Source organism: Necropsobacter massiliensis (genome assembly GCF_000827595.2).
GTDB lineage: Bacteria > Pseudomonadota > Gammaproteobacteria > Enterobacterales > Pasteurellaceae > Necropsobacter > Necropsobacter massiliensis.
In genome coordinates this window covers 21,994-48,651 of sequence record NZ_LN776192.1, presented here as the reverse complement: position 1 = coordinate 48,651, position 26,658 = coordinate 21,994, and the positions used below count along the sequence as shown (strand labels likewise).

The following is a 26,658-nucleotide window of genomic DNA, read 5'->3' as shown; positions in this document are numbered from 1 at the left end:
TATGCGACAGATTACTGCCCATAATAAGCATTTTTACCGTGTTTGCGCAGGTAATGTTTATCTAGCAGAGCCTGTTGCATCGGCGCTAGGTTCGGGTTTAACTGGCGGGCGAACAGGTTCATATACGCGATTTCTTCCAACACCACCGCATTATGTACCGCATTATCGCCGTCCGTTCCCCAAGCAAACGGACCGTGTGAATGCACCAGCACTGCCGGGATGTCCAGGGGGGCGATGCCCCGCTGTTGGAAGGTCTCAATAATCACATTTCCCGTTTCTAGCTCATAATCGCCCTTGATTTCCGCTTCCGTCATTTTCCGCGTACAAGGAATTTCACCGTAAAAATAATCCGCATGCGTGGTGCCGGCAGCTATCAAACCTTCGCCTGCTTGCGCCCAAACGGTAGCATGGCGTGAATGGGTATGGACGATACCGCCGATTTCCTCAAACTGACGATACAACGCTAAATGCGTTGCGGTGTCCGACGACGGCTTTTTCTCGCCCCACACTTTGTTGCCGGCTAAATCCACAAGCACGATATCGTCCGCCGTCATGCTCTCATAGTCCACTCCTGACGGTTTAATCGCCACCAAGCCCGATTCCCGGTCAATTTCACTCACATTGCCCCAGGTAAAGGTCACCAAATGATGTGCCGGCAACGCCAAGTTTGCCTTTAACACGCGTTCGCGTAATGCCGCTAACATGCCAATCCCCCTTCTTTCATCTTCTCTTCTATCCAACGACGGGCGTTGATAATCTCCACCAACGGCTCCGACGCCTTTTCCGTCCACATTTCGATTAAAAACGCACCGCGGTAATTTAACTGCGATAGCACCTTAAAACAGTCGGAAAAATCCACGCAACCCTCGCCGAACGGTACATCACGGAATTGACCGGCACAGCTTTCCGTCACCTTATAAGTGTCTTTTAAATGAATCGCCGAGATTTTATCAATGCCCAGTTTCAGCTCTTCTGCCACATTATCATTCCAGGCTGATAAATTGCCGACATCCGGGTACACCGTAAACCACGGCGAGGCAATCAGTTTATCCCACTGCTTCCAGCGTGAAATCGAGCTCATAAACCGCGTGTCCATTATCTCCACCGCCAAGGTCACCTGATGGTTCGCCGCCAGTTCAACCGCCCATTCCAGCCCTTGCTGAAAACGGGCGATAGTGCCGGCGTCTTGTTCTTCGTAATAGACATCATAACCCGCCAGCTGAATGGTGCGAATGCCGATATCTACCGCCAGTTGAATGGCTTTGTCCATGATTTCATAGGCTTGCCGGCGAGTGGCTTCATCATGACTGCCGAACGGAAAACGCCGGTGTCCGGACAGGCACATGGACGGCACCGTGATGCCAGAATCCAACACCGCACGCACGAAATCCAACCGCTGCGCCTTACTCCAGTTTAACCGCGCCAGCCGCTCGTCGGTTTCATCGATTGACATTTCCACGAAATCAAAGCCGCAGGCTTTAGCAACCGCCAAACGCGCCGCCCAGTCGATATCTTTCGGCAACGCTTTTTCGTAAATCCCCAGTTTATGTTTTCTCACAAGGTTCTCCTGTATATAGGGCTAGTGCAAGGTTTTCAACGCCTCGACCAATTGAACATATTTATCGTATTTTCTTTGATACGCTGCGAAATTATCGGGATTTGGGTGAATTTTCTGCATATTACCAGTCAATTTAACGGAATTTTCACCCGCACTTTGCATTGCCATCAGGGCGGCACCTAGGCATCCCGTTTCTTCTACCGACGGAATCTCCAGCGTAATTCCGGTCAGATCCGCCAACATTTGCAGCCACACGGCGGATTTGGCCGGTCCACCGGTAACTCTCAGTATTTTAGTCTCCGGAAAGCGTTGCAACATTCGATTTAAATGGTGCATTAGGCTGAACAGCACGCCTTCGTAAATGGCTTGCAGCATATGCATTTGGGTATGATAAGATTGTATACCGTAAAAACCTGCTTGCATGCCCAATCCGGCGTTAGAACCATACAGAAAAGGTACAAATAAGACCGAACTTGCCGCCGCTGGCAGCTGTGCAATGCCATGATTAATTTGGTTATAATCTAAATTCCACTGCTTGATGAACCATTCCAGATTGCCAGCGGAGGTGGGGCTGGCCTCATGCACCAGAAATTTGTCTCGTTGCGCATAACGCCCGTAAACAAAAGGAATGCTTTGTGTCTGATCAATATGATCGGTCAGCCCGCTGACCACCGACCAAGTCCCCAAAACCACATTTAGCTTTTTCTCATCATTCAATCCGGCGCAAAGTGCGGTGGAAATTACATCAAATAATCCACCTACCACCGGCGTGCCGACCGCTAGACCGCTGGCTTGCGCCGCCTGTGGCGTAATGTAGCCGGCAATCTGAGCAGGTTTAATTAGCGGTGGAAGTTTTTCGATTATCTCGCTCAAATCCAACAAGCGCGCCAACTCAGGATCATATTTCCCTTGCTGCATATTATACAAATTGGACTCAGAAATATTGGTTTCTTCACAATGCAACTCACCGGTCAGGCAAAAACGCAGATAATCATGCGACATTAATACATAGCCGATCTTGGCGTAACGCGCCGGTTCATGTTGTTTGATCCACTGTAAAATTGATACCGGATGACCCGTCCACAGCGTTTGTCTGGTGAGCGGATAGAGTTTTTCCGGTATTCCCTGTTTTTGCCATTGTTTGACAATATCTAACGCGCGTTGATCGGAAGACAGAATCGCGCGTCCTAAAGGCTGTTTGTGCTGATCCAGCAAGAATGCGCCTTTCCCTTGGGCGGAAATACCGACTCCCTTAATAGTTTGAGGATCAAGCCTGCTTGCCGCAATTGTTCGTTGAATAACTGAAGCGCACACTGACCACAACTGTCGCATGTCCCGTTCGGCATAACCGGCTTGTTCGCTGATCACCGCCAAACTTTCCCGCACGGAAAAGTGCATGTTGCCCTGCTGATCAAAAAGCGCCGCTTTAATAAAGGTGCCGCCGCAATCGATGCCTAAATAATAATCCATATTGTCTCCGCCTGATAATCATGCCGGATTATACCCGGTCAGGTATAATCCGAGCGCGCTAAAATTATTTGGCTAATGCGTCAATTTGTTTAACTAGTCCGTCACCGTTTTTCTCAATAAATGCTTTGCGCACATCTGCCTCAATGATGTCTTTGAATGGTTTGGTATCCACTTGTTCCACCACTTCGACGCCCGCTTTTTGCAGTTTGCCGATAATCTCTTTTTCGTTATCTAAGTTCAGCTGACGTTGATATTTGCCCGCTTCCTGTGCCGCTTCAAGAATCGCTTTCTGCAATTCCGGGCTTAAACCGTCGAATTTGGCTTTATTCATCACCACGATTAATGGCGTGTAGCCGTGATTGGTTAGTGATAAATATTTTTGTACTTCATACAGTTTTGCCGACCAGAGAATGCCGATCGGATGTTCCTGCGCATCGACAGCTTTAGTTTCCAGTGCGGTATAAAGTTCCGACAACGGCATCGGTACTGGATTGGCGCCTAATAATGTAAATGCCTGAATATACATTGGATTTTGATTGGTTCTGACTTTTAAGCCTTTAATATCAGCCGGCGCATTAACCGGATGTTTGGAATTGGTAAAAGAACGGAAACCGACTTCCCAGAACGCCAATCCTTTTAATCCTTGTGCTTCCAGATCTTTCAACAATGATTGACCGATGTCACCGTCCAGCACCGCATAAGCATGCTCGCGATTTTTGAAAATAAACGGAATATCAATCACATTTAATTTGGGTTCCAGTCCTGAAAAATTTGGTGAACCGGACATTTCAATATCAATGGTACCGCCGCGTACAGCGCTGATCATCGTCTGCGAATTACCCAGCGTACTGTCCGGAAACAGGCTTAATTTTAATTCGCCGCCGGTTTTTTCTTTTAATAAATCGTTAAATTTTTTCGCCGCAATATGCTGGGTATCGCTACGCGGCGCTTCATAACCGAAACGCAATGTAGTCTGTGCGTTGGCACTACCGCTGAAAACCGCAACACTTGCCACTATCATCGCCAGAGTTTTGAGATTAAAAAGTTTCATAGAGGTCTCCTAATTGAGTCGGTATATTGTGTATGAAATTGTGTTCATACGTTAAGGTTGCATCCACGAAAGTGGGGTTAAAATTAATGACGGCATAAAGATGAAAGCGAACAATAATACAATCATCATTAACATATATGGCAGAATGCCTCTTACTGCCTGATCAAACGGTAATTTTGATACGCCAGTAATTACGTTCAGTACATTACCGACCGGCGGTGTGATCAAACCGATAGACGTGTTCAGGATAAATAACACCCCAAAGTACACGGGATCGATTCCCGCCTCTTCCACCAGCGGCATCAGTACCGGTGTCAGAATCAATACGGTCGGTGTTAAATCCATCACCATGCCGATAATAAATACGGCAAACATGATGACAATCAGTAATAAAGTCGGTGAATCAATAAGCGGTTCAAGCAATTCGGTCATTGTTTGTGGTAATTCGGCAATCGTAATTAACCAACCGGTCACGTTTGCCGCCGCGACCAGCAACATCACCACCGCCGTGGTTTTTCCCGCATTCAGCAGTACGTTATACAGATCTTTAATTTTTAATTCGCGATAGACGAACAGAGAAATGATCAGCGCATAAAACGCTGCAACTGCCCCGGCTTCGGTCGGAGTGAACATTCCAGTGCGGAAACCACCGATAATGATCACCGGTAGTAACAATGCCCAGATACTGTTTTTGAACGAAATACACAGTTCCGCTTTTGTCGCTTTCGAGAATGTCATTAAATTCAGGTGTTTGGCCTGCCACCACCAGAGTAACGCCAGACAAACACCCATTAAAATCCCCGGAAAGATTCCGGCCAGAAAGAGTTTGGTAATGGACACACCGCTTGCGACACCGAATACGATGAACGGAATTGACGGCGGAATAATCGGTGCAATAATGCCAGCGGTACCGATCAACCCCGCAGAGCTGTTTAACGGATAGCCGGTGGTTTTCATCATCGGCAATAACATTGCGGCGACGGCGGCAGTATCGGCAACGGCGGAACCGGAAAGACTGGCCATAATCATGGCGGCCAAAATCGCAACAAAACCTAAGCCGCCCCGTTTATGCCCAACTAATTTCATGGGTAAATCAATAATACGTTTGGATAAGCCGCCTTCATTCATAATTTCACCGGCAAGAATGAAAAACGGAATCGCCATCAATGAAAAACTGTCCGCGCCGCTAACAATATGCTGAGCCAGAATCTGCGAGTCAAACAAATCCAGATGTATCATTAATGCAATGCCGCAGACTAACAGCGAAAATGCAACGGGAATGCCTAAAATGATTGCGCCTAATAATACGGAAAGGAAGATGATAACCGTCATTGTTTCGCTCCTTTAATAAACTCGCCGATGGATGTAACAATTCGGATAAGGATTAAAATACCGATGCCAAGACCGGCGATCACACTGGCAAGATAAGTCAGTCCCTGCGGTAAGCCTGAAATAGGCGCTAAATTGTTAAGATTAAGTTGGAATTGAATCCAGCTGCCGTCAATAATGAGATAACAGCAAAAAAGCATCGCCGTATCGGTAAATAATCGCAGCACTTTTTGTTTTAGCGGAGAGAGTTTGTCGGTCAGAATGGTGACATTAACATGTTGGTTGTCGTTAAAGGCAAGAATCGCCGCCAGAAATACCAGCCAAACGAACATATAACGGGAGACTTCCTCCGTGACATTAATACTGCTGTTAAAGCCATAACGCAAAACAACATTCAAAAATACCAACGTTGACATCACCGCCAGAATCACGACAACCAATATCTCCAACGTTTTCCCGATAAACATCGCAACTGATTTCATAAGTCACCTCGAATTTCACTGATTGCAATCTTGACAACGACTTTACGAATGTTACTGCTTTCTCCGTCTATACATGCCGGGCGGTGTATATCTTCCGGGAAAAATACGGCGAAGCTGCCCGGCCGCATAATTAACTCGCTTTCGCCTTGCACATTTTTATAGAAAAGAATATCGCGTTCGGCATTGTACGGTATTGCAATTTCATTGGTCCCTAAATCGGGGGCGACCCCGATTCGTTCTTTACCGGCATGCAAATATTGCACATCTAAAAAAGTGCGGTGGATTTCCGGCAAGTTTTCCGCTTTCGGTTTGGTTTCCAAATCCAGCACCTGCACATAAATCAAATCGCCTTTAAGTGTATAACGTCCGGTTTCTAATTTATCGAAGTCAGTATTTTTCAGGTATTCAAGTGCAACTTGAATCGCCTTAGGATACTCATTCAGATTAATTTTTGAGATATGTCCGAAAAACATCGCATCACCTGTCTATAATGATTTGAGTTTAGCCCATACGGTATCATCCACCGGAATACCGTTTGCTTTGTTATCCGCCAGAATAGCCGTGAACTCATGTCCCGGCAGACGAACTTCAACATTCGGATCCGCTCTTTCTGCGGTTTTAACGTAATCCATAATGCGTTGCAGTTTTTCATCTTTGGTTTTGCCGTCGATCAAGCGATCCACTTCAATGGCGATAAATACCTGCGATACGCAATATTCATCATCTTTTTCTTCCGTAACTTCCGCTGTGGATAAACCGTTAGACAGCAATGTCGCAATCATATCCAGTACGATAGAAAGACCGGAACCTTTCCAGAAACCCATCGGCAATAGCCGGCGGTTTTTTTCTACGGTTGCCGGATCTTTCGTCAGATTACCGTCATCATCAAAACCCGCATCAACAAAGGTTTGTCTGCCAGCTAAACGATTGACTTCCAGCATACCGTAAGAATACATGGAACAAGACATATCAACCATGGTAATCGGGTTGCTCGGCACGGCGATAATTAAAGGGTTGGTGCCGATACGGCATTCTTTTGCCCCCCAAGGCGGCATCACCGCCAGTGCGTTTGTCCAGCAAATACCGATATAACCTTTTTCTGCCGCCTGCCAGCCGTAACCACCGCCACGCATCCAGTGATTAGCATTTTTCAGCGCCACCACACCGATACCGAACTGATCGGCGATTTCCATTGCTCTGTCCATCATCTTCCGGGCAGTTAGATTACCGATAGCCTGATGAGCGTCCCATTGTTCAATGGCGCCTAATGAAAGTACTTTGGTCGGTTCGGCTTCAGGAATAACATCGCCTTTTTCCAGTTGTTGAATAAAGCGCGGGAAGCGATTTACACCGTGTGAGTAAGCGCCCGCCTGAGTGGTATCGGCAAACAAGCTTGCACAATCTTCGGCGATATCTTCACGCACATGACGTGCAAGCAAAACACGTTTAAATTCGGCTTTTAATTCATCGTAAGACACTTTCATAGAGACCTCTTTGATTTTAAATTTCATATAGTGGAATTACATTTTATAATTTAAGACTCAACCTTTATAATGTCAACGAAATAAGAGAATAATAAATACATTAAAATCATATAGTTATATATTATTTTCCGGATTTGTGATCTTGATCGCATTTTGTGTATATTGGATTTCAATATGTAAAATGATATTTTGATATTATAATTCCGGCATTGATGAAAAATTCGCTTTAAGAGAGGTTTACTATGGCGGATGAAAAGCAGGGCGGTAATCAAAGTTTAATTCGCGGATTACGCATTCTTGATATTTTAAGTAATTTTCCTAATGGCTGTCCGCTGGCGAAACTAGCCGAAATGGCGGAGTTGAATAAAAGTACCGTACACCGTTTATTGCAGGGATTGCAAAGTGAAGATTATGTGCAGGCCGCCGGTTCGGTCGGTAGTTATCGTTTAACCACGAAATGCCTGAGCCTTGGTCAGAAGGTGCTTTCTTCAATGAATATTATTCATATTGCCGCGCCTCATTTAGAAAAGCTTAATCTGGTACTCGGCGAAACCGTAAACTTTTCCAAACGGGAAGGCGAACGGGCGATAATGATTTATAAGCTGGAACCGACGGTAGGTATGCTCAGAACACGGGCATATATCGGGCAACATCTCCAATTATATTGCTCCGCAATGGGGAAAATTTATCTTGCCTACGATAAAAATAGCGGTTATCTGGAAGATTATTGGGCGTCTCATCAGGATATTATTTGCAAGCTCACCCATAATACGGTAACCGAACTGGAAGAAATGCGTAAAGAATTGACCGATATTCGTAAAAAACAGTTTGCCATGGATAAGGAAGAAAATGAATTAGGTGTGGTATGTCTTGCCTGTCCGATATTTGATTTTTTCGGCAATGTAGATTATTCGGTGTCGGTATCGATGTCAATTTATAAATTACAGCAATTAGGCATACAGTTTTTCTTCCGAGAAATCGCCCAGACTGCCCGTGATATTTCTCTTGAGCTGGGCTATTCTGCCGATGATCATGCCCATTAAATGAACAGTGCGAAAAAATAGCCTCCGATTGCAGAGGCTATATTCATTTTACTCGGCAGTATCATTACCAGTATTTCTCAATTTCGGCGCGAATAGCCTGTGCGGTTTCCTTGCCTTTGGCACCCACTAAGGCACGACCGGCGATAAAGGCTTTAGCGTTTTTGATCTGTTGAAATAGGTGAATGTCTTCCGGCACAATACCACCGGTAATGGAAAGCTCAAGACCTAACTCGGCAAGCTGTTGCATTAATTCCACATCTTGTACCGTCCAACCTTTGCCGGCCAGTTCCGCATCACGGGAGCGGTGATAAATCGCCTGTTTTACCCCTAACTCAACCCAGTCTTTGGCATCTTCCAACGTCCAGTTGCCATAAATTTCGATTTGAATTTCTTTTTTCACTTTTAATTCGGGATGAGCGGCATTAAATTCATCCGCGACTTTTTTACAGGCAGCTTTCGTCGCCGGATGGGCGGCAGCGGAAACGGTCAGCCAATCGGCACCCGCGTCAAAAGCCATTTTAGCCAGAATCGCTCCACCGTCGGTGGTTTTTAAATCGCATACGATAATATGATTCGGATGCAAAGCACGCAGCGTAGAAACCGCTTTCATACCTTCGGCGCAAGCGAGAATGGTGCCCACTTCAATTACCTCAACCTGACTTTCCGCCTGTTTGGCGTCAGCAACCGCTTTTTCGAGGGTGAGGGAATCAAGGGCAATTTGCAGTAATGGTTTAGTCATGATTAAATCTCTCCTGAATTTAAATTATCCGATATGCTTAAGTGTTATCCTTCAAGTGCGGTGTCAATAACCGCTAAAATTTCGTCCGCACTGTTGCAACGCAGGAATTTGTCGATATTCACCCCAGTTTCACTGTCCGGATCGTCCAGTACCTGAGTGATCTCCATTAACCCTTCCATATGTTTATCGCTGTCGCTGCCAGCCAGTGCGATCATCATATATACGGGATCGCTTTCACCGTCAAAATGTATCGGTGTATCAAATGTTACCAACGAAAATGCAGTCTTGAGCACGCCGTCCTCTGGTCGAGCATGAGGCATTGCCAGACCGGGGGCTAGAATAATATAAGGACCGATATTTGTGATACCTTCAATAATACGATCATAGTAACGCGGTTCTACCGCACCGGATGCAATCAGCATATCTATAGCGATTTTAATCGCTTCCTGCCAGCTCGCAGCGGATTGATGCAATTTAATCGAGTTATTGTCAATAAGAGATTGTTTTAACATTTTTTCTCCTTAGTGAGTTTTACCGTTAATTCAGAGGTAAAGGTTATCAGGCGCGTGTGTTACGTTTATTGATCAATGCCTGTAATTCATCACCGAATGAATTTGGATTTAGCATATTCTGTACACCGAGTACCGAAATATTATCATTATTTACGACGATTTCGTCCTGTAAATGTCTGGAACAAACGATAATATCCACACTGTCCAGTCTGCTTTTATAATCTGTTACCGCACATGAGTCCATGACATTCGGAATACCTTTTTTATCCAGATATCCTTTAATCTTCATTTTCATCATCATGGACGAACCTTGTCCGGAACCACATACCGCAAGAATACGTATCGCCTTATCGGAGGTCGCCGTTGTGCTTTGTTGCACAGGCTGTTGGTTGGCCGCCGCCTCAGGTTCATTATCTAAATCATAGCCGTCCATTTGCTCCAGCGTTTTTCCGGCAAGCGCCGCCGCTGCTTCATCCGCACGCAGACGACGTGAAGCAAAGAACATATAAACCATAGATAACGCCAAAATTACAAAGAAGAATCCCGGAATACTGACAATCCCTTGTAATACCGGCGGGAAGAATAACGCCCAGTCGGCCATTCCCATCCAGCCATTAAATTCCGTGCCCTGTGTCGCTAATAAATGAATAACCCAAGCGGAACCGAGCACTTCAATAATGCCCATCACAAAACAGATTTTCAATACGGCTTTCCAACCGCCGAACTGATTGGCAAATACACCGATAGTGGCGTTGGAGAAAAACATCGGAATAAAGCCTGGAATAATAAGCACTGGTGCGCCGACAGCCAGTAAAATACCAACCGCAACAAACTGACCGATTGCCCCCCACATAAAACCGAACACCATGGCATTTGGTGAGAACGCATAAATGGCGGCACAGTCGATAGCCAGTACGGAATTTGGAATCACCCGTTCGGAAATCCCCTTGAAGGCTTCCGACAATTCGGCCACGAACATACGTACCCCGGTTACGATCACCTGAATCGCCACCGCGAATTTCAGCCCAGTCTCAAGAATATACATAAACCAGTGCGTTTTTCCTGCCATAGTTTGTAAATTATTCAGACCAAAAGAAAGCAAAATAATGCCGAAAAAGACTGTCATCACCAATGCCGTTGCAGAAATGCTGTCATGGAAAATATGCAGCCATTTAGGCAGTTTCATATTATCTACACTGTCATTTTTATCACCTAGTTTAGGCGCTAATTTAGTGGCAACCCAAGAGGCGATTTGCTGCTGATGTCCGATAGAAAATCCCGCCCCGCCGGTTACCGCCTGAGTCGGTTTATACATAATATTCGACGAAATGCCCCAATAGAGCGCCATCAGCACTGCGGTATAAATCACCGTCTCCCACATAGATGCGCCAATGATCATATAAAACACCGCAACTAATCCTGCTTGCTGGAACATGATATGCCCGGTAAGCATAATGGTGCGGATACCGGTGATGCGTCTGAACACCACCAATAAAATGTTTAGCGCCAGTGCCAGCAGGACGGCATAGCCGACCCAACCGTAATTTTCTCCCATGGTTTCGATGGTGGATTGCATACTGGTGTAAGGGTCGATCACCGCACCGGTTAATCCATGGAATTCGGACAGTTTCTCAATAATAGGTTTAAAACTTGATGTCAGTACGCCGGAACCGACCTGCACCATCATAAAACCCACAATCGTTTTGATTGTGCCTTTAATGATTGTGGTGGTATCTTTTTTCAGAAGAATGTAGCCGAGGCAGGCAACAATCCCCAATAAAAAAGGTGCTTTAGACAGAACCTGAGCATTAAAGCCCAGAAATAGGTTATAGAGCGTTTCCATAATCAACCTCTTTTTAATCGTTTATATAAAATTTTATGATGATTTGCATAAGCATATGACGGCTTACCGCTTTCAAACGACAATCAAGCGGGACTAATCATAGCATTTCAAATATGATTGAAAAGATTATTTTTGACAATATGTGATTATTGTCACACTTTTTAGTATTCCTTATTAAATAAGGATTCAACTTTACTTTTGTTTATTTATATATAAAACAATATATTAAATATAATTCTGGAATTTCTGGTTTAAATCTATTTACAAAAACATAATGATTGTTTATGATTTGTTGTGATTATTTCGTTAGTTGGGTATATGAGGAGATGCTATGAGCAAAGTGAATGAAATCACCAGAGAAAGTTGGATTCTGTCTACTTTTCCGGAGTGGGGAACTTGGTTAAATGAAGAAATTGAGTTGGAACAAGTACCGGAAAACAATGTTGCTATGTGGTGGTTAGGCTGCGTCGGTTTGTGGGTAAAAACACCGGGAGATGCAAACCTGTGCATTGATTTATGGTGTGGGCGCGGTAAAGCAACGAAAAAAGTCAAAGACATGGTACGCGGTCACCAAATGGCGAATATGGCTGGCGTACGCAAATTACAGCCGAACTTGCGTAATTCCGTTGGTGTACTGGATCCGTTTGCCATTAACAATGTTGACGCCATTGTTGCCACCCATTATCACAACGACCATATTGATGTTAATGTTGCCGCGGCGGTCATTCAGAACCCGGCATTGGCTCATGTCAAATTTATCGGTCCGCAGTATTGCGTTGACATGTGGACAAAATGGGGTGTGCCAGCGGAACGTTGCGTTGTCGTCAAACCGGGCGATACGGTAAAAATTAAAGATCTGGAATTAGTCGCATTAGATTCTTTCGATCGTACCTGTTTGGTGACTCTGCCGGCGCGCGGGGCGGAAGAAAACGGCGGCGAATTGCACGGTATTTGCCCGAGTGATGAGGAAATGGGCTTAAAAGCGGTGAATTATCTGATCAAAACGCCGGGCGGCAATATTTATCATTCCGGTGACTCTCATTATTCCATTTACTATGCCAAACACGGTAAAGATTACGATATTGACGTGGCATTGGGCAGCTACGGTGAGAATCCGGTCGGTATCGCCGATAAAATGACTTCCGTGGACATTTTGCGTATGGCTGAGTGTTTGCGCGCGAAAGTCGTAATTCCGGTTCACCATGATATTTGGACTAACTTTACCGCAAGTACCAACGAAATTCTCGAACTTTATCGTATGCGTAAAGATCGTCTGCAATATCAATTCCACCCGTTCATTTGGGAAGTCGGCGGTAAATATGTGTATCCGCGTGATAAAAATCTGATTGAATATCATCATCCGAGAGGATTTGATGATTGCTTTGAGCAGGAACCGAACGTACCGTTCAAATCAATTCTATAACAAATTTGACCGCACTTTTTCAACAAAAGTGCGGTGTATTTTTTGCCCGTTTATATTGAATTGAGCAAATGGATATTGTAATGTGCTTGCCGTGAGGTTTAAGGAGGGCGACAACGTGAATGAACAAATCAGACATAAAAAGTTATTGGCGCTATTAGCGCAAAAACAGATGTTATCTGTGCCGGAAATCATTGAATATCTTAATATTTCTCCTGCAACCGCACGACGAGACATTACAAAATTAAACCAACAGGGACGCTTGATAAAAATCAGAAACGGTGTGGAATCCCTGCCGCAAGCGCAACCGACCGGTCGCCTAACACATATCAATCATTTTGATGAAAAACAACGCATTGCCCAGGCCGCCTCCGCATTATGCCAAGACGGCGAAAGCGTGATTCTGACCTGCGGCTCGACCATGATGATGCTCGGTGAAGTGTTATGTAATCGCCGTATTCAAATTATTACCAATTTCTTACCACTTGCCAATTATCTGATTGAACATGATCACGAACAAGTCGTTATTATGGGCGGGCAGTACAATAAAAGTCAGGCGATTATGCTGTCTTTACATGCAACGGACGAAACCTTCGCCGCCAATATTGTGTTTACCAGCGGCAAAGGATTAACCACCGACGGACTGTACAAAACCGATATGCTGATCGCTAATTCGGAACAGCGGATCCTGTCAAAAAATACAAAACTTGTCGTGTTACTGGACAGTTCCAAACTCGGTAGCGCGGTCGGTATGCTGTTCACGGAACTAAAAAATATCAATACGTTAATCACCGGCAAAGAGGCCGATCCCAATATAATCAAAGCGCTGCGGGAAAAAGGCTTACAAGTGATTACCGCATAATCATACAGGAGAACCTTGTGAGAAAACATAAACTGGGGATTTACGAAAAAGCGTTGCCGAAAGATATCGATTGGTCGGCACGTTTGGCGGTTGCCAAAGCCTGCGGCTTTGATTTCGTGGAAATGTCAATCGATGAAACCGACGAGCGGCTGGCGCGGTTAAACTGGAGTAAGGCGCAGCGGCTGGATTTCGTGCGTGCGGTGTTGGATTCTGGCATCACGGTGCCGTCCATGTGCCTGTCTGGACACCGACGTTTTCCATTCGGCAGTCATGATGAAGCCACTCACCGGCAGGCTTATGACATCATGGACAAAGCCGTTCGACTGGCGGTGGATGTGGGGATACGTACCATTCAGCTGGCGGGCTATGATGTCTATTACGAAGAACAAGACGAGGGCACTATCGCCCGTTTTCAGCAAGGGCTGGAATGGGCGGTTGAACTGGCGGCGAACCATCAGGTGAGCTTGGCGGTGGAGATAATGGACACACGGTTTATGAGCTCGATTTCACGCTGGAAGCAGTGGGATAAACTGATTGCCTCGCCGTGGTTTACGGTGTACCCGGATGTCGGCAATTTATCAGCCTGGAATGATAATGTGGCAGAAGAGCTGAAACTGGGCATTGATAAAATCTCGGCGATTCATTTAAAAGACACTTATAAGGTGACGGAAAGCAGTGCCGGTCAATTCCGCGATGTACCGTTCGGCGAGGGTTGCGTGGATTTTGCCGACTGTTTTAAGGTGCTATCGCAGTTAAATTACCGCGGTGCGTTTTTAATCGAAATGTGGACAGAAAAAGCGTCGGAGCCGTTGGTGGAGATTATCAACGCCCGTCGCTGGATAGAAGAGAAGATGAAAGAAGGGGGATTGGCATGTTAGCGGCATTACGTGAACGCGTGTTAAAGGCAAACTTGGCGTTGCCGGCACATCATTTGGTGACCTTTACCTGGGGCAATGTGAGTGAAATTGACCGGGAATCGGGCTTGGTGGCGATTAAACCGTCAGGAGTGGACTATGAGAGCATGACGGCGGACGATATCGTGCTTGTGGATTTAGCCGGCAACAAAGTGTGGGGCGAGAAAAAGCCGTCGTCGGACACCGCAACGCATTTAGCGTTGTATCGTCAGTTTGAGGAAATCGGCGGTATCGTCCATACCCATTCACGCCATGCTACCGTTTGGGCGCAAGCAGGCGAAGGTTTGATAGCTGCCGGCACCACGCATGCGGATTATTTTTACGGTGAAATTCCTTGTACGCGGAAAATGACGGAAGCGGAAATCAAGGGCGATTATGAGCTAGAAACGGGAAATGTGATTATTGAGACCTTCCAACAGCGGGGCATCGCCCCCCTGGACATCCCGGCAGTGCTGGTGCATTCACACGGTCCGTTTGCTTGGGGAACGGACGGCGATAATGCGGTACATAATGCGGTGGTGTTGGAAGAAATCGCGTATATGAACCTGTTCGCCCGCCAGTTAAACCCGAACCTAGCGCCGATGCAACAGGCTCTGCTGGATAAACATTACCTGCGCAAACACGGTAAAAATGCGTATTATGGGCAGTAAAAACAGGAATCTCTATGCCAAAACCATTACGACAAATCGCTCTTGATTCCGTAACACTCGAAAAAGCGCCGACGCCAAACGGAAAGTCAGGTTGAAATGAACACAAAAGCTTTTATCGCCGCCCGCGCCCTAATGGCTGCCAACGGCAAACAAACTGCATAAGCTATGCGCGCGGGAAGTGAGAAATACGGGCGCAATATTAAATCCGACGCCTATCTTTATGCCGGTTCCACGACCGTTTTTTAACCTTAAACGCTCCTATCGATCTATACCGAGAAGGAGTTGTTTTATTTTTCGGTTTATATTGCCGATTAAATTAATTCCTCTTTTCTAACGAAAATAAGGTAAAATATGACCGCACTTTTATCGTTATTTTGCAAATTTATTATTAATGTATCATAGGAGAATAACATGACAGCCCGAAAACAACTTGCTAACGCCATTCGTTTTTTAAGCATGGATGCCGTGCAAAAAGCCAAATCTGGTCACCCCGGTGCACCGATGGGCATGGCGGATATTGCCGAAGTGTTATGGCGTGATTTTTTAAAACATAATCCGAATAACCCCAAATGGGCCGACCGCGACCGCTTCGTATTATCCAACGGACACGGTTCAATGCTGATCTACAGCCTGCTGCACTTAACCGGCTACGATTTATCCATTGAAGATTTAAAACAGTTCCGTCAATTGCATTCTAAAACCCCGGGACATCCGGAATACGGTTACGCACCGGGCGTAGAAACCACCACCGGGCCGCTGGGGCAAGGCATTACTAACGCCGTCGGTATGGCGATTGCGGAAAAAACCTTAGCTGCACAATTTAATCGCCCCGGTCACGACATCGTTGACCACTATACTTATGTGTTCTTAGGTGACGGCTGTTTAATGGAGGGAATTTCTCATGAGGCTTGTTCCTTGGCGGGAACATTGGGGTTAGGCAAATTAATCGCCTTTTATGACGACAATAATATTTCCATCGACGGTCATGTGGACGGTTGGTTTACAGATAATACCCAACAGCGTTTTGAAGCCTATGGCTGGCAGGTGATCCCCGCCATCGACGGGCACGATCCAGCACAAATCATTGACGCTATTAAGCAGGCACAGGCGGAAACCGACAAACCGACATTGATTATCTGCAAAACCATCATCGGTTACGGTTCACCGAATAAATCCAATTCCCATGATTGCCACGGCGCACCGTTAGGCGATGAAGAAATTGCCTTAACACGTAAAGCTTTACATTGGGATTATGTGCCATTTGACATTCCGGCAGAGATTTATGCCGAATGGAACGCCAAAGACAAAGGTAACCGAGCAGAAAGCGCATGGAATGAAAAATTTGCCGCTTACGCCAAAGCTCACCCAGAGTTGGCTGCGGAATTCAGTCGCCGCATTCAAGGCAAATTACCAGCAAACTGGGCACAGGAAAGCCAAGCGTTTATTGAAAAATTGCAGGCCAATCCGGCAACCATCGCCAGCCGCAAAGCGTCACAAAACGCCATTGAAGCCTATGCCCATCTTCTACCGGAGTTTCTGGGCGGTTCTGCTGACTTAGCCAGTTCCAACTTAACGCTATGGAGTGGCTCAAAACCAATCCGTGCCAACACCAACCAAGACGGCAACTATATTAACTACGGCGTGCGTGAATTCGGTATGTCGGCGATTATGAACGGTATCGCGCTGCATGGCGGTTTCATTCCTTATGGCGCGACGTTCCTAATGTTCTACGAATACGCCCACAATGCGGTGCGTATGGCGGCATTAATGAAACAACGCAGCCTGTTCGTTTATACCCACGATTCCATCGGCTTGGGCGAAGACGGTCCGACTCACCAACCGGTAGAACAAACCGCAAGTTTACGGTTAATTCCGAATCTTGAAACATGGCGTCCGTGCGACCAAGTGGAATCCGCTATTGCGTGGAAAGCGGCAGTAGAACGTCAAGACGGTCCAAGTGCCCTAATCTTCACGCGCCAAAATCTCGCACAAATGAACCGCACTTCAGCACAGCTTGCCAACGTAGCACGCGGCGGTTACATCTTAAAAGAATGTTGCGACAAAGGTGGCTGCCCGGATTTAATTTTAATCGCCACAGGTTCAGAAGTGGCGCTAGCGATGCAAGCAGCAGAAGTGCTGACAGCCAAAGGTGTCAAAGTGCGGGTGGTCTCCATGCCAAGCACCAATGTCTTCGACAAACAGGATGCAGCATATCGCGAAAGCGTCCTGCCACATAACGTAACCAAACGCGTGGCTATTGAAGCTGGCATTGCGGATTTCTGGTATAAATACGTCGGCATTGACGGTCGTATTGTCGGCATGCACCGCTTCGGCGAATCCGCCCCAGCCGACCAGCTATTCAAACTGTTCGGCTTTACGGTAGAAAACGTAGTCGCAAAGGCAAAAGAAATTTTATAAATTTTGACCGCACTTTGCCCTGCCCCTCAACACTTGAGGTAAATAAACAGACCTAAGTTCAACATTAAGCCCGGCAACGTACCGGGCTTAAATCAAACTTCAGAAATTTTTATTAAATACAAATAATTAAATTGATTTTAAGGTACATGTAATCACATAGAAAAAATACGGCCATAAAATTTTATATTTTTGACCGCACTTTTATTAAACATCAATCAATTGTCGGGAACGATTTGTTTAATCCTGCGTGTAATTCCTGTACCGAATACACATCGCAGCCGTCGATGCTTTTTACCCCTTCCACCAGCGCTTCGGCGGCGGCTAAGGTAGTTTGGATAAACACCTTTTGTTGCAGTGCGCTGCGGCGGATGGAATGGCTGTCGGTAATGCTTTCTGGTAGGCTGCCGACGGTGTTGATGACCATGGCGATTTCGCCGTTTTTAATCGCATCTACAATATGTGGGCGACCTTCGCGCACTTTATTGATAATTTGAGCGAATACGCCGTTATCGCGCAGGAATTTCGCGGTCCCCATGGTCGCACACAAGCCGTAGCCTTCTTCCTGCAAGCGCTGGGCGATTGGCAGTAAGCGGGCTTTATCGCCGTCGTCAACGGACAGGAACACTTTGCCGGTTTTCGGGATGCGTTCGTTGGCGCCAATCTGGGCTTTCAGGAACGCTTCCGAGAAGGTTCTGCCGACGCCCATCACTTCACCGGTGGAACGCATTTCCGGTCCGAGAATGGTATCCACGCCCGGGAATTTAATAAACGGGAATACCGCTTCTTTCACGGCATAAAAGTGCGGTCGGATTTCGCCCTGAATACCTTGTTCTTGCAAGCTGATTCCCGCCATCACGCGTGCGGCGATTTTCGCCAGCGGGCGACCGGTAGCTTTGCTCACAAAAGGCACGGTACGGCTGGCGCGCGGGTTGACTTCCAACACATAAATAACATTATCCTGCACCGCAAACTGCACATTCATTAAGCCCACCACGTTTAATGCGCGCGCCATGGCGGCGGTTTGCCGACGGATTTCATCCTGAACGGCACGGCTTAAAGAATACGGCGGCAGCGAGCAGGCGGAATCACCGCTGTGAATCCCCGCTTGTTCAATATGTTGCATAATGCCGCCGATAATCACCTGTTCGCCGTCGCAGATACAATCTACATCCACTTCAATGGCGTTATTCAGGAAATGATCCAGCAGAATCGGGCTGTCTTCCGAAACTTGCACCGCTTCACGCATGTATTTGTTCAGTTCGTCCACATTATAGACAATCTGCATTGCTCGACCGCCCAGCACATAAGACGGACGTACCACCAGCGGATAGCCCACTTCTTGTGCTAAATTAACCGCTTCAGCAGCATTATGGGCTGTACGGTTGTTAGGCTGTTTCAAGGCTAAATCCCGCAGAATCTGCTGGAAACGTTCGCGATCTTCTGCGGCGTCAATGCTGTCCGCCGAGGTGCCGATAATCTTCACGCCGTTGGCATGCAGCGCGTTAGCCAGTTTCAACGGTGTTTGTCCGCCGTAATGTACGATAACCCCCCAAGGTTTTTCCACATGGATGATTTCCAACACATCTTCCAGCGTTAGCGGTTCAAAATATAAACGGTCGGAGGTATCGAAATCCGTGGACACCGTTTCCGGATTACAGTTCACCATAATGGTTTCAAACCCGCTTTCGCGCAATGCTAATGCCGCATGTACGCAGCAATAGTCGAACTCAATCCCTTGTCCGATACGGTTCGGTCCGCCGCCTAAAATCATAATTTTCTTATTTTCAGACGGACGGCTTTCGCACTCTTCTTCATAAGTGGAATACAAATACGCGGTATCAGATTTAAATTCGCCGGCGCAGGTATCCACTCGTTTATACACCGGATGCAAATTCAATAAATTACGCTTATTTCTTACCGCACTTTCGCCCGCATTGGTCAGCTGTCCAATACGTTTGTCGGAGAAACCTTTGCGTTTCAAGCGGCGCAATTCGGCATAATCCAGCTCGTCCAGCGTGCGTTTTTCCAGCGCCAACTCTTCCTGCACCAAATCCTGTACCTGAATCAAAAACCACGGATCAATTTTAGAATAATGATGCACTTCTTCCAAACTGAAGCCGGCACCGAAGGCGTCTGCCACATAAAGAATGCGGTTCGGTCCCGGATTACCCAACTCAGTACGGATTTTCTCAGGCTCTTCGGATAACAAATTAAAGCCGCAAATACCGGTTTCCAAACCGCGCAGGGCTTTTTGCAAACTCTCTTGGAAAGTGCGTCCCATTGCCATGACTTCGCCGACGGATTTCATTTGAGTGGTGAGCCGGTCATCCGCCTGCGGGAATTTTTCAAAGGCAAAGCGCGGCACTTTGGTGACCACATAGTCGATAGACGGCTCGAAAGACGCCGGGATCAAGCCGCCGGTAATGTCATTGCGCAGTTCATTTAAGGTATAGCCCACCGCCAGTTTCGCTGCCACTTTGGCAATCGGAAAGCCAGTGGCTTTAGAGGCCAGTGCGGACGAACGGCTGACACGCGGGTTCATTTCGATGACGATCATCTCACCGTTTTCTGGATTGACTGCAAACTGCACATTCGAACCACCAGTATCCACGCCGATTTCACGCAACACTGCCAGCGAGGCGTTGCGCATAATCTGATATTCTTTATCGGTTAATGTCTGCGCCGGCGCCACGGTAATGGAATCGCCGGTGTGTACGCCCATAGGGTCAAAGTTTTCAATGGAGCAAACGATAATGCAGTTATCCGCTTTATCGCGCACCACTTCCATTTCGTATTCTTTCCAGCCGAGCACTGATTGTTCGATCAACAGTTCGTGCGTCGGCGAGGCATCAAAACCGCGCTCACAAATAGCGTAGAATTCATCTTTGTTATACGCAATTCCGCCGCCGGAGCCTCCCATGGTAAAAGACGGGCGGATTAACGTCGGAAAGCCCACTTCCGCCTGTGCGCTCCAAGCCTCTTCAAAGCTGTGACAAACAAAGGATTTCGGCGTATTTAAGCCGATTTTCGCCATCGCTTGTTTAAAACGTCCGCGGTCCTCTGCTTTGTCGATTGCATCTTCAGTCGCCCCGATCAGCTCCACGCCGTATTTTGTCAATACGCCGTGTTTGGATAAATCCAGTGCGCAATTTAACGCGGTCTGTCCACCCATCGTCGGCAAAATGGCGTCAGGACGTTCTTTTTCGATAATTTTTTCCACCGTCTGCCAGTGAATCGGTTCGATATAAGTCACATCCGCCATGTTCGGATCGGTCATAATCGTGGCGGGGTTAGAATTGACCAGCACCACTTTGTAGCCTTCCTCACGCAAGGCTTTGCACGCCTGCGCGCCCGAATAGTCAAACTCGCAGGCCTGACCGATCACAATCGGACCGGCGCCGATAATTAGAATTGTGTTTATGTCTGTACGTTTTGGCATCTTCTCTTTCTCTTAAAACTGGTAAAAAACTGACCGCACTTTAGGCTTTCGCCTTTCTCATTTCATCAATAAATCTGTCGAACAGGTACGCTACATCATGCGGCCCCGGACTGGCTTCCGGATGTCCTTGAAAGGAAAATGCCGCTTGATCGGTCAATTCAATGCCCTGCACCGAGTGATCAAATAAAGAGCGGTGAGTTATACGCACGTTTTGCGGCAGGCTCTGTTCATCCACTTCAAAGCCGTGGTTCTGGCTGGTGATAAAAACTTTCTGTGAGATCAAATCTTGCACCGGATGATTGGCGCCATGATGTCCGAAAGCCATTTTTTTGGTTCTACCGCCCACCGCCAGCCCGAGCAATTGATGTCCTAAACAAATACCGAACATCGGCTTTTTACTGGCTAATAATTGCCGAACGGCGCGGATTGCATAATCACAGGGTTCTGGATCGCCCGGACCGTTGGAAAGAAAAATACCGTCCGGATTTAACGCCAGCACCTCCTGCGCACTGGTTTTTGCCGGTACAACCTGAATGTGGCAACCGCGTTCGGCGAGCATTCTAAGAATGTTGTGTTTTACGCCGAAATCATAGGCGACGATATTGAATTCAGGATTTTTCGCTTCCGCATAGCCTTTGCCGAGCTGCCATTCGCCCTGCGTCCACTGATAAGCCTGCTTGGTCGAAACTTCCTGCGCCAAATCTTTACCCGCCATCGAACCGAAACCGCGTGCCAGTTCAAGCGCTTTTTTCTCGTCGATTTCGCCCGCCATAATGCAACCCGCTTGCGCACCTTTATCACGCAGAATACGGGTGAGACGGCGGGTATCAATGCCCGCAATAGCAACCACATTGTTGTCTTTCAAATACTCGGTTAAACTCTGCTCCGCACGGAAGTTGCTGTGCAATAACGGTAAATCGCGGATAATCAGACCGGCGGCATACACACCGTTACTTTCCAAGTCTTCGCGATTGGCACCGGTATTGCCGATATGAGGATAAGTCAGCGTGACGATTTGTTGAAAATAAGAAGGGTCGGTCAGAATTTCCTGATAGCCGGTCATTGCGGTATTGAACACCACTTCGCCGACAGTGTGCCCCAAGGCACCGATAGCATTGCCGTGAAAGATACTGCCGTCAGCCAATACTAACATTGCGGGTTCAGACATAAATTACTCCTGTTTGTAATCTGTTTCGGTTGAACACTTACGAATGCTCATTAACCACAATTTAATCCCAAAACGAACCGCACTTTTGTATTTTCGGAGGTTTAAAAACTAAACTGTGTCTGATGATATAGCCAATGTAGGCTAAACCTGCTAATTCTAAAGGACAATGCCCGGCTATTCAAGTAAAATCGCAAACGTTTAAATGATTATTTATGCAAATATTTTGCATAAATAATGACAAAATTACAAGGTGTTTGTAAATTCTCGTGAATTATTTTGTAGTTGCCGCATAAGTTGTTTACAATGGGGCATCGTTTTAATCCGAGAGAACGCAGATGAAAAAAATCACCTCCATGACCACCGTTTTATTATGCAGCGCATTCGTTGTCGGCTGCACATCCATTGATCCGCAAACGGGAGAACGCCAAGATCCGCTGGAAGGTTTTAACCGCACCATGTGGGATTTTAACTATAAGGTTGTCGATCCCTACGTGCTGAAACCGGTCGCTACCGGCTGGAAAAATTATGTGCCTTCTCCGCTGCGCACGGGGCTAACGAACGTTGTCAATAACTTGGATGAACCCGTTAGTTTCGTCAGCCGATTGCTGGAAGGCGAAGGGAAAAAGGCCATGGTACACTTCAACCGGTTCTGGATTAATACGGTCTTCGGTCTCGGCGGTTTAATTGACTGGGCAAGTTACAGCGAACCGCTGAAAATTGAAAATTCGCGCGATTTTGCCGATACCATGGGCAGCTACGGGGTCGAGCCCGGCGCTTACGTGATGCTGCCAGCATACGGTCCGACCACACCGCGTCAAGCCACCGGGACGGCGGCGGACATCGGTGCGATGTATCCGTTCTGGCATTGGGTCGGCGGTCCTTGGGCGCTGGTAAAATCCGGCATTCAGGCAATTGACAAGCGAGCCAAAGCGCTGGATAAACAGGCGCTGCTTGATCAGGCGCAAGATCCTTATGTCACATTCCGTGAAGCCTATTATCAGAATCTGGAATACCGCGTCAGCGACGGCAAAGTCAAAGCCACCCAGGAATCCCTTTCACAAGAAGAACTTAACGAAGTCGATTAACAGGAATTTATTATGCAAATGACATCAACACAACGTCTCATTTTAGCGAATCAATATAAATTAATGGGACTTTTAGAACCGAATAATGTGAAAAAATATCAGCGTCTGGAAGCCATTGTAAAAGGTGGTTTCGGCTTGGAGCTGCAAGAGCTGGACAAAGAATTTTCCGATATTTCGGAACAGGAATGCCGTACTGTATTGGCAACCCTGGAAATGTACCATGCGTTGCAAGTTTCCTATAACAATCTCGGCGATCAATCGACGATTACGCCGCACCGCCTGCAATTTGCTGGCTATTGCGCTCAACGTGAGAAAAAATATTTGAATTATCTGCGTTTTATCACCGGTACCGAGGGTAAGTATCAAGAATTTATGCATTGTGAACACGGCTGCGATTCACAAACCCCAATGTGGGATAAATATATCAGAATGCTCGAAGTTTGGCGCGCTTGTCCGCATGAATACCATTTAAGTATGGCGGAAATTCAGCGCATTTTAAACGCCTAATCCGAAAAACGATAAAAATATAGACCGCACTTTAAACTGCCCCGAAAGTCGGAACATCCAACCGATTGATTGAGGCGGTTTAAAGTGCGGTCATTTTTTGCTGTATTTCGCGTTTCTATCCTGCATTGACAATAGGCGACAAAAAAGGGTATCTTTCGATACCCTCTTTATTCAGCATGTTCGCTTGACATCGGGTAGCCAGATTGCATTACTGCAATCTAGCCCCTAAGAACTGTACAAGCAAATTTCTCTGCATATAGCTCAAGCCTTTCTATTGGCTACTAGACAGTCGGCTTCACGACTTTTAAATAGCTCGCCATTGCTGTCTATGAGATTGCTCTTCATAAAGTCTGCGTTGGTGTAATACTTCTTTATATAATTCCCATTCAGGTAAAAACGGATTGTAATCTGTCTTTATTTTCTTGTGTCGTTTTATCTTGGTATCACTACAATAGCGTAAGTCTAATAGATATTGCTCGCCTTTACTCTTGGTATCCGTTGTACCGAATATCCAGTTTCGGGTTGCGGTGGTGCAAAAGTATTTCGCTTTTATCCAACGCTTTCCTTTATTTGGATGTCGGCGATGACACCATTTCCATAGTGCTTGCCATATTAGCATATCCATTCGATTATAGGTCGCTTTCGCCACAATATGTCTATGATAGTTCGCCCACCCTCTGATCATTGGATTTAATACCTTAATGACATCGGATTGTTTGGCGGTTCGCATATCAGTTAGTGCTTTCTTCACTTTTCGGTAAAATGCTTCTGCATTCTTCTTACTCGGCTTTATGAGTACTTTCCGCTTGAACCGTCTGACTGTCCAACCCAGAAAATCAAATCCTTGATCAATATGTACGATTTTAGTTTTGGTTTCTGACAATGTTAAACCACGCTCTGCCAGAAAATTTTTAACTGATGGGATAACTTTTTCTTTCAGTATTTCTTTCGAACTTCCTGAAATAATAAAGTCATCTGCGTACCGTACCATATAGGTCTTGTTACGGATTATCTGTCTGCTTTGCTTTTTACCAAAATGTTCAGCAAGCAAAGTGTCCATTCCGTCTAGTGCCATATTCGCTAATGTTGGCGAAATTATGCCACCTTGCGGCGCGCCTTCTTTCGTTGCTTTTAGCTGCCCAAATTCAACCACACCCGATTTTAGCCATTTCCGCAAAATCCGTTTATTCCTCGGAATATGTTGAATAAGCCAATCGTGGCTGATATGGTCAAAACAACCTTGTATATCTGCGTCAAGTACCCATTCCGCTGATTTCTTATCTCCTCTTAAAGAGAAAATGCTGTGTATATGGTTTATCGCATCTGCCGTTGAGCGGCTTATCCGAAATCCATAAGAACTGGCATCTGCTAGGGTTTCTGCAACAGGTTGTAATCCCAATAAGTGTAAGGCTTGCATAGCTCTATCTTTCATTGTTGGAATACCCAATGGGCGTTTTTTTCCATTCGCTTTGGGTATAAACACGCGCTTCAATGGGCTTGGTTTATACTTTTTGCTTGAAAGCTCACTAATCGCTTGCCACTTCAATTCGGGTTTATCCCAAATCGTTTTATCTACACCTGCGGTTCGTTTGCCTTGATTTTTAGTCACTCGCCTTACAGCTAACGCTTTTGCATAAAACGAGTTGGTCAGCATTCGTTGTAGATTTTTAACTCTACGCCAATCGCTTTCCTGTGTCGCCTTCGCAATCCGCACCTGCATTCCTTTCACATATCGATTAACTTTATACCAATCAATATAATGCCATTGAGTTATGTGTGAGGTCGTTGGAGCTGGACTGTCTACTAATTTCTTAGTATGATGAGTTCGCTCTTTCATACTTATTTTCGAAAATACAGGCTTACCAAGTTCCGTTATTACCACACGAATGAGGAAGATACCATCTGTTCTCCGACAGCATTTTGGTAACGTATTCCCACAAATAAAAGGAATAACCTGCTGCATACCATTTTGGTTAGAGCCAATAACTACCGTAGGCTCATCAGATCTAACGAAGTTTATCAATGGTTCACTTACGTTTATCTTTTCATTCAACCTAGCCGCTCAACATTATGTAGTTTAATGTTTTCTTATTGTTCCCTCACGAGTTCAATAACCTTTACAGGGCGTACATTGTCAGGAAGCTCCATACATTACCGTTGCCAGTAATGCACTATCCCTAGGTTACTGCTAGTTACATAGCAGGTTACGCTTATCAATATTGTTGCACTGCATATATCTTCAACATTATTGATTGTAACAATGGTAATAACAGCTTACGCATACTTACTAAGTGATAATAAATAAGCCCTTGCTGTTGCTTTAAAACTTACCTTTGTAATTTTAATTTCAAAATTACATTGTTAATTGGCCACTTATCATCAAATAGATCGAACCCACCCGTTGCAAATAATACATAGATGATCAGTCTATTTATTATATGTTAATAAGGAAAAGTAAGATTATTTATATGTAAGCTGAGGTAAATTAAGACCGAGAAAAAACCGTGCTGTTACCGCAAGCCGTTCACGGGTGGTTATTATTTCCAAACCACAATGGGTGCTTCCTATTTGGAACATCCCTAAGTAAAGATAAGTAGTAAAGGATACATTCAATCATAAGAAATTCCACTTTCTTATGTTCGGTTTTTCTCAGAATGCTGAAAACCTTTGGGACTTTATTTATA

22 protein-coding genes are annotated in these 26,658 nt (G+C 46.0%); 8 read left to right on the top strand and 14 right to left on the bottom strand.

Annotation, left to right across the window (positions count from 1 at the left end; all coding sequences use genetic code 11):
- Nucleotides 1-11 precede the first annotated feature (11 nt).
- The 8 genes from araD (BN3349_RS10650) to yiaK all read right to left on the bottom strand — a co-directional run bounded on the left by araD (BN3349_RS10650) (nucleotide 12) and on the right by yiaK (nucleotide 7,374).
- Complete coding sequence (gene araD / locus BN3349_RS10650) at nucleotides 12-704, bottom strand: L-ribulose-5-phosphate 4-epimerase (RefSeq protein ID WP_040977352.1); 693 nt, start codon at nucleotides 702-704, stop codon at nucleotides 12-14.
- Nucleotides 698-1,558 carry an L-ribulose-5-phosphate 3-epimerase gene (locus tag BN3349_RS10645; protein WP_040977369.1) on the bottom strand — a complete coding sequence of 287 codons (861 nt, stop codon included), beginning with the start codon at nucleotides 1,556-1,558 and terminating at the stop codon, nucleotides 698-700. The genes araD (BN3349_RS10650) and BN3349_RS10645 overlap by 7 nt, the downstream gene beginning before the upstream one ends.
- A gap of 21 nt (nucleotides 1,559-1,579) precedes the next feature.
- Nucleotides 1,580-3,028 (bottom strand): FGGY-family carbohydrate kinase, encoded by a 1,449-nt coding sequence (locus tag BN3349_RS10640; protein WP_040977368.1) that lies wholly within the window; start codon nucleotides 3,026-3,028, stop codon nucleotides 1,580-1,582.
- A gap of 64 nt (nucleotides 3,029-3,092) precedes the next feature.
- Nucleotides 3,093-4,079, bottom strand: a complete 987-nt coding sequence (locus tag BN3349_RS10635; RefSeq protein WP_040977367.1) for a TRAP transporter substrate-binding protein — start codon at nucleotides 4,077-4,079, stop codon at nucleotides 3,093-3,095.
- A gap of 51 nt (nucleotides 4,080-4,130) precedes the next feature.
- A complete protein-coding gene (locus BN3349_RS10630; RefSeq protein WP_040977366.1) occupies nucleotides 4,131-5,411 on the bottom strand; it encodes a TRAP transporter large permease subunit in 1,281 nt (426 codons plus the stop codon).
- On the bottom strand, nucleotides 5,408-5,890 hold the full coding sequence (locus BN3349_RS10625; RefSeq protein ID WP_040977365.1) for a TRAP transporter small permease: 483 nt from the start codon (nucleotides 5,888-5,890) through the stop codon (nucleotides 5,408-5,410). Before BN3349_RS10625 ends, BN3349_RS10630 begins: the two co-directional genes overlap by 4 nt.
- The gene (locus BN3349_RS10620) at nucleotides 5,887-6,363 is read right to left on the bottom strand and encodes a NanQ anomerase/TabA/YiaL family protein (RefSeq protein WP_040977364.1); all 477 of its coding nucleotides are present in this window, start codon (nucleotides 6,361-6,363) and stop codon (nucleotides 5,887-5,889) included. Before BN3349_RS10620 ends, BN3349_RS10625 begins: the two co-directional genes overlap by 4 nt.
- 12 nt (nucleotides 6,364-6,375) lie before the next feature.
- Nucleotides 6,376-7,374, bottom strand: a complete 999-nt coding sequence (gene yiaK / locus BN3349_RS10615) for a 3-dehydro-L-gulonate 2-dehydrogenase (protein ID WP_032108228.1) — start codon at nucleotides 7,372-7,374, stop codon at nucleotides 6,376-6,378.
- A 242-nt stretch (nucleotides 7,375-7,616) separates the two neighbouring features.
- Between yiaK and BN3349_RS10610 the strand changes: the two genes are divergently transcribed.
- A complete protein-coding gene (locus BN3349_RS10610; RefSeq protein ID WP_040977362.1) occupies nucleotides 7,617-8,417 on the top strand; it encodes an IclR family transcriptional regulator in 801 nt (266 codons plus the stop codon).
- Between the two features lie 64 nt (nucleotides 8,418-8,481).
- Here BN3349_RS10610 and BN3349_RS10605 read toward each other — a convergent pair whose 3' ends face one another.
- The 3 genes from BN3349_RS10605 to BN3349_RS10595 are packed head-to-tail and all read right to left on the bottom strand — an operon-like array spanning nucleotide 8,482 to nucleotide 11,511.
- A complete protein-coding gene (locus BN3349_RS10605) occupies nucleotides 8,482-9,156 on the bottom strand; it encodes a 3-keto-L-gulonate-6-phosphate decarboxylase UlaD (RefSeq protein WP_040977361.1) in 675 nt (224 codons plus the stop codon).
- 44 nt (nucleotides 9,157-9,200) lie between these two features.
- Nucleotides 9,201-9,668 (bottom strand): PTS sugar transporter subunit IIA, encoded by a 468-nt coding sequence (locus BN3349_RS10600; protein WP_040977360.1) that lies wholly within the window; start codon nucleotides 9,666-9,668, stop codon nucleotides 9,201-9,203.
- Between the two features lie 46 nt (nucleotides 9,669-9,714).
- On the bottom strand, nucleotides 9,715-11,511 hold the full coding sequence (locus BN3349_RS10595) for a PTS ascorbate-specific subunit IIBC (RefSeq protein ID WP_040977359.1): 1,797 nt from the start codon (nucleotides 11,509-11,511) through the stop codon (nucleotides 9,715-9,717).
- Nucleotides 11,512-11,842: 331 nt separating this feature from the next.
- Here BN3349_RS10595 and ulaG point away from each other — a divergent pair, with 331 nt between their 5' ends.
- From ulaG to tkt, 5 genes are all read left to right on the top strand, one after another.
- Nucleotides 11,843-12,934, top strand: a complete 1,092-nt coding sequence (gene ulaG / locus BN3349_RS10590) for an L-ascorbate 6-phosphate lactonase (protein WP_040977357.1) — start codon at nucleotides 11,843-11,845, stop codon at nucleotides 12,932-12,934.
- Nucleotides 12,935-13,049: 115 nt separating this feature from the next.
- Nucleotides 13,050-13,793: an HTH-type transcriptional regulator UlaR gene (gene ulaR, locus BN3349_RS10585; protein ID WP_040977355.1), complete on the top strand. Its 744-nt coding sequence runs from the start codon at nucleotides 13,050-13,052 to the stop codon at nucleotides 13,791-13,793.
- Nucleotides 13,794-13,810: 17 nt separating this feature from the next.
- Nucleotides 13,811-14,671, top strand: coding sequence for an L-ribulose-5-phosphate 3-epimerase (locus BN3349_RS10580; RefSeq protein ID WP_040977353.1), 861 nt, complete (start codon nucleotides 13,811-13,813; stop codon nucleotides 14,669-14,671).
- Nucleotides 14,665-15,357: an L-ribulose-5-phosphate 4-epimerase gene (gene araD, locus BN3349_RS10575; RefSeq protein WP_040977352.1), complete on the top strand. Its 693-nt coding sequence runs from the start codon at nucleotides 14,665-14,667 to the stop codon at nucleotides 15,355-15,357. The genes BN3349_RS10580 and araD (BN3349_RS10575) overlap by 7 nt, the downstream gene beginning before the upstream one ends.
- Before the next feature lie 411 nt (nucleotides 15,358-15,768).
- Nucleotides 15,769-17,775 carry a transketolase gene (gene tkt, locus BN3349_RS10570; RefSeq protein ID WP_040977350.1) on the top strand — a complete coding sequence of 669 codons (2,007 nt, stop codon included), beginning with the start codon at nucleotides 15,769-15,771 and terminating at the stop codon, nucleotides 17,773-17,775.
- A gap of 211 nt (nucleotides 17,776-17,986) precedes the next feature.
- Here the strand turns inward: tkt and carB are convergent, their stop codons facing one another.
- Both carB and carA read right to left on the bottom strand, forming a co-directional pair.
- Nucleotides 17,987-21,214: a carbamoyl-phosphate synthase large subunit gene (carB, locus tag BN3349_RS10565; protein ID WP_040977348.1), complete on the bottom strand. Its 3,228-nt coding sequence runs from the start codon at nucleotides 21,212-21,214 to the stop codon at nucleotides 17,987-17,989.
- Between the two features lie 40 nt (nucleotides 21,215-21,254).
- On the bottom strand, nucleotides 21,255-22,382 hold the full coding sequence (gene carA, locus BN3349_RS10560; protein WP_040977347.1) for a glutamine-hydrolyzing carbamoyl-phosphate synthase small subunit: 1,128 nt from the start codon (nucleotides 22,380-22,382) through the stop codon (nucleotides 21,255-21,257).
- Between the two features lie 335 nt (nucleotides 22,383-22,717).
- Here carA and BN3349_RS10555 point away from each other — a divergent pair, with 335 nt between their 5' ends.
- Both BN3349_RS10555 and BN3349_RS10550 read left to right on the top strand, forming a co-directional pair.
- Complete coding sequence (locus BN3349_RS10555) at nucleotides 22,718-23,467, top strand: MlaA family lipoprotein (RefSeq protein WP_040977346.1); 750 nt, start codon at nucleotides 22,718-22,720, stop codon at nucleotides 23,465-23,467.
- Nucleotides 23,468-23,479: 12 nt separating this feature from the next.
- The gene (locus BN3349_RS10550) at nucleotides 23,480-23,974 is read left to right on the top strand and encodes a YfbU family protein (RefSeq protein WP_040977345.1); all 495 of its coding nucleotides are present in this window, start codon (nucleotides 23,480-23,482) and stop codon (nucleotides 23,972-23,974) included.
- Between the two features lie 304 nt (nucleotides 23,975-24,278).
- Here BN3349_RS10550 and ltrA read toward each other — a convergent pair whose 3' ends face one another.
- Nucleotides 24,279-25,937 carry a group II intron reverse transcriptase/maturase gene (gene ltrA / locus BN3349_RS10545; RefSeq protein WP_245853819.1) on the bottom strand — a complete coding sequence of 553 codons (1,659 nt, stop codon included), beginning with the start codon at nucleotides 25,935-25,937 and terminating at the stop codon, nucleotides 24,279-24,281.
- Nucleotides 25,938-26,658: the final 721 nt, after the last annotated feature.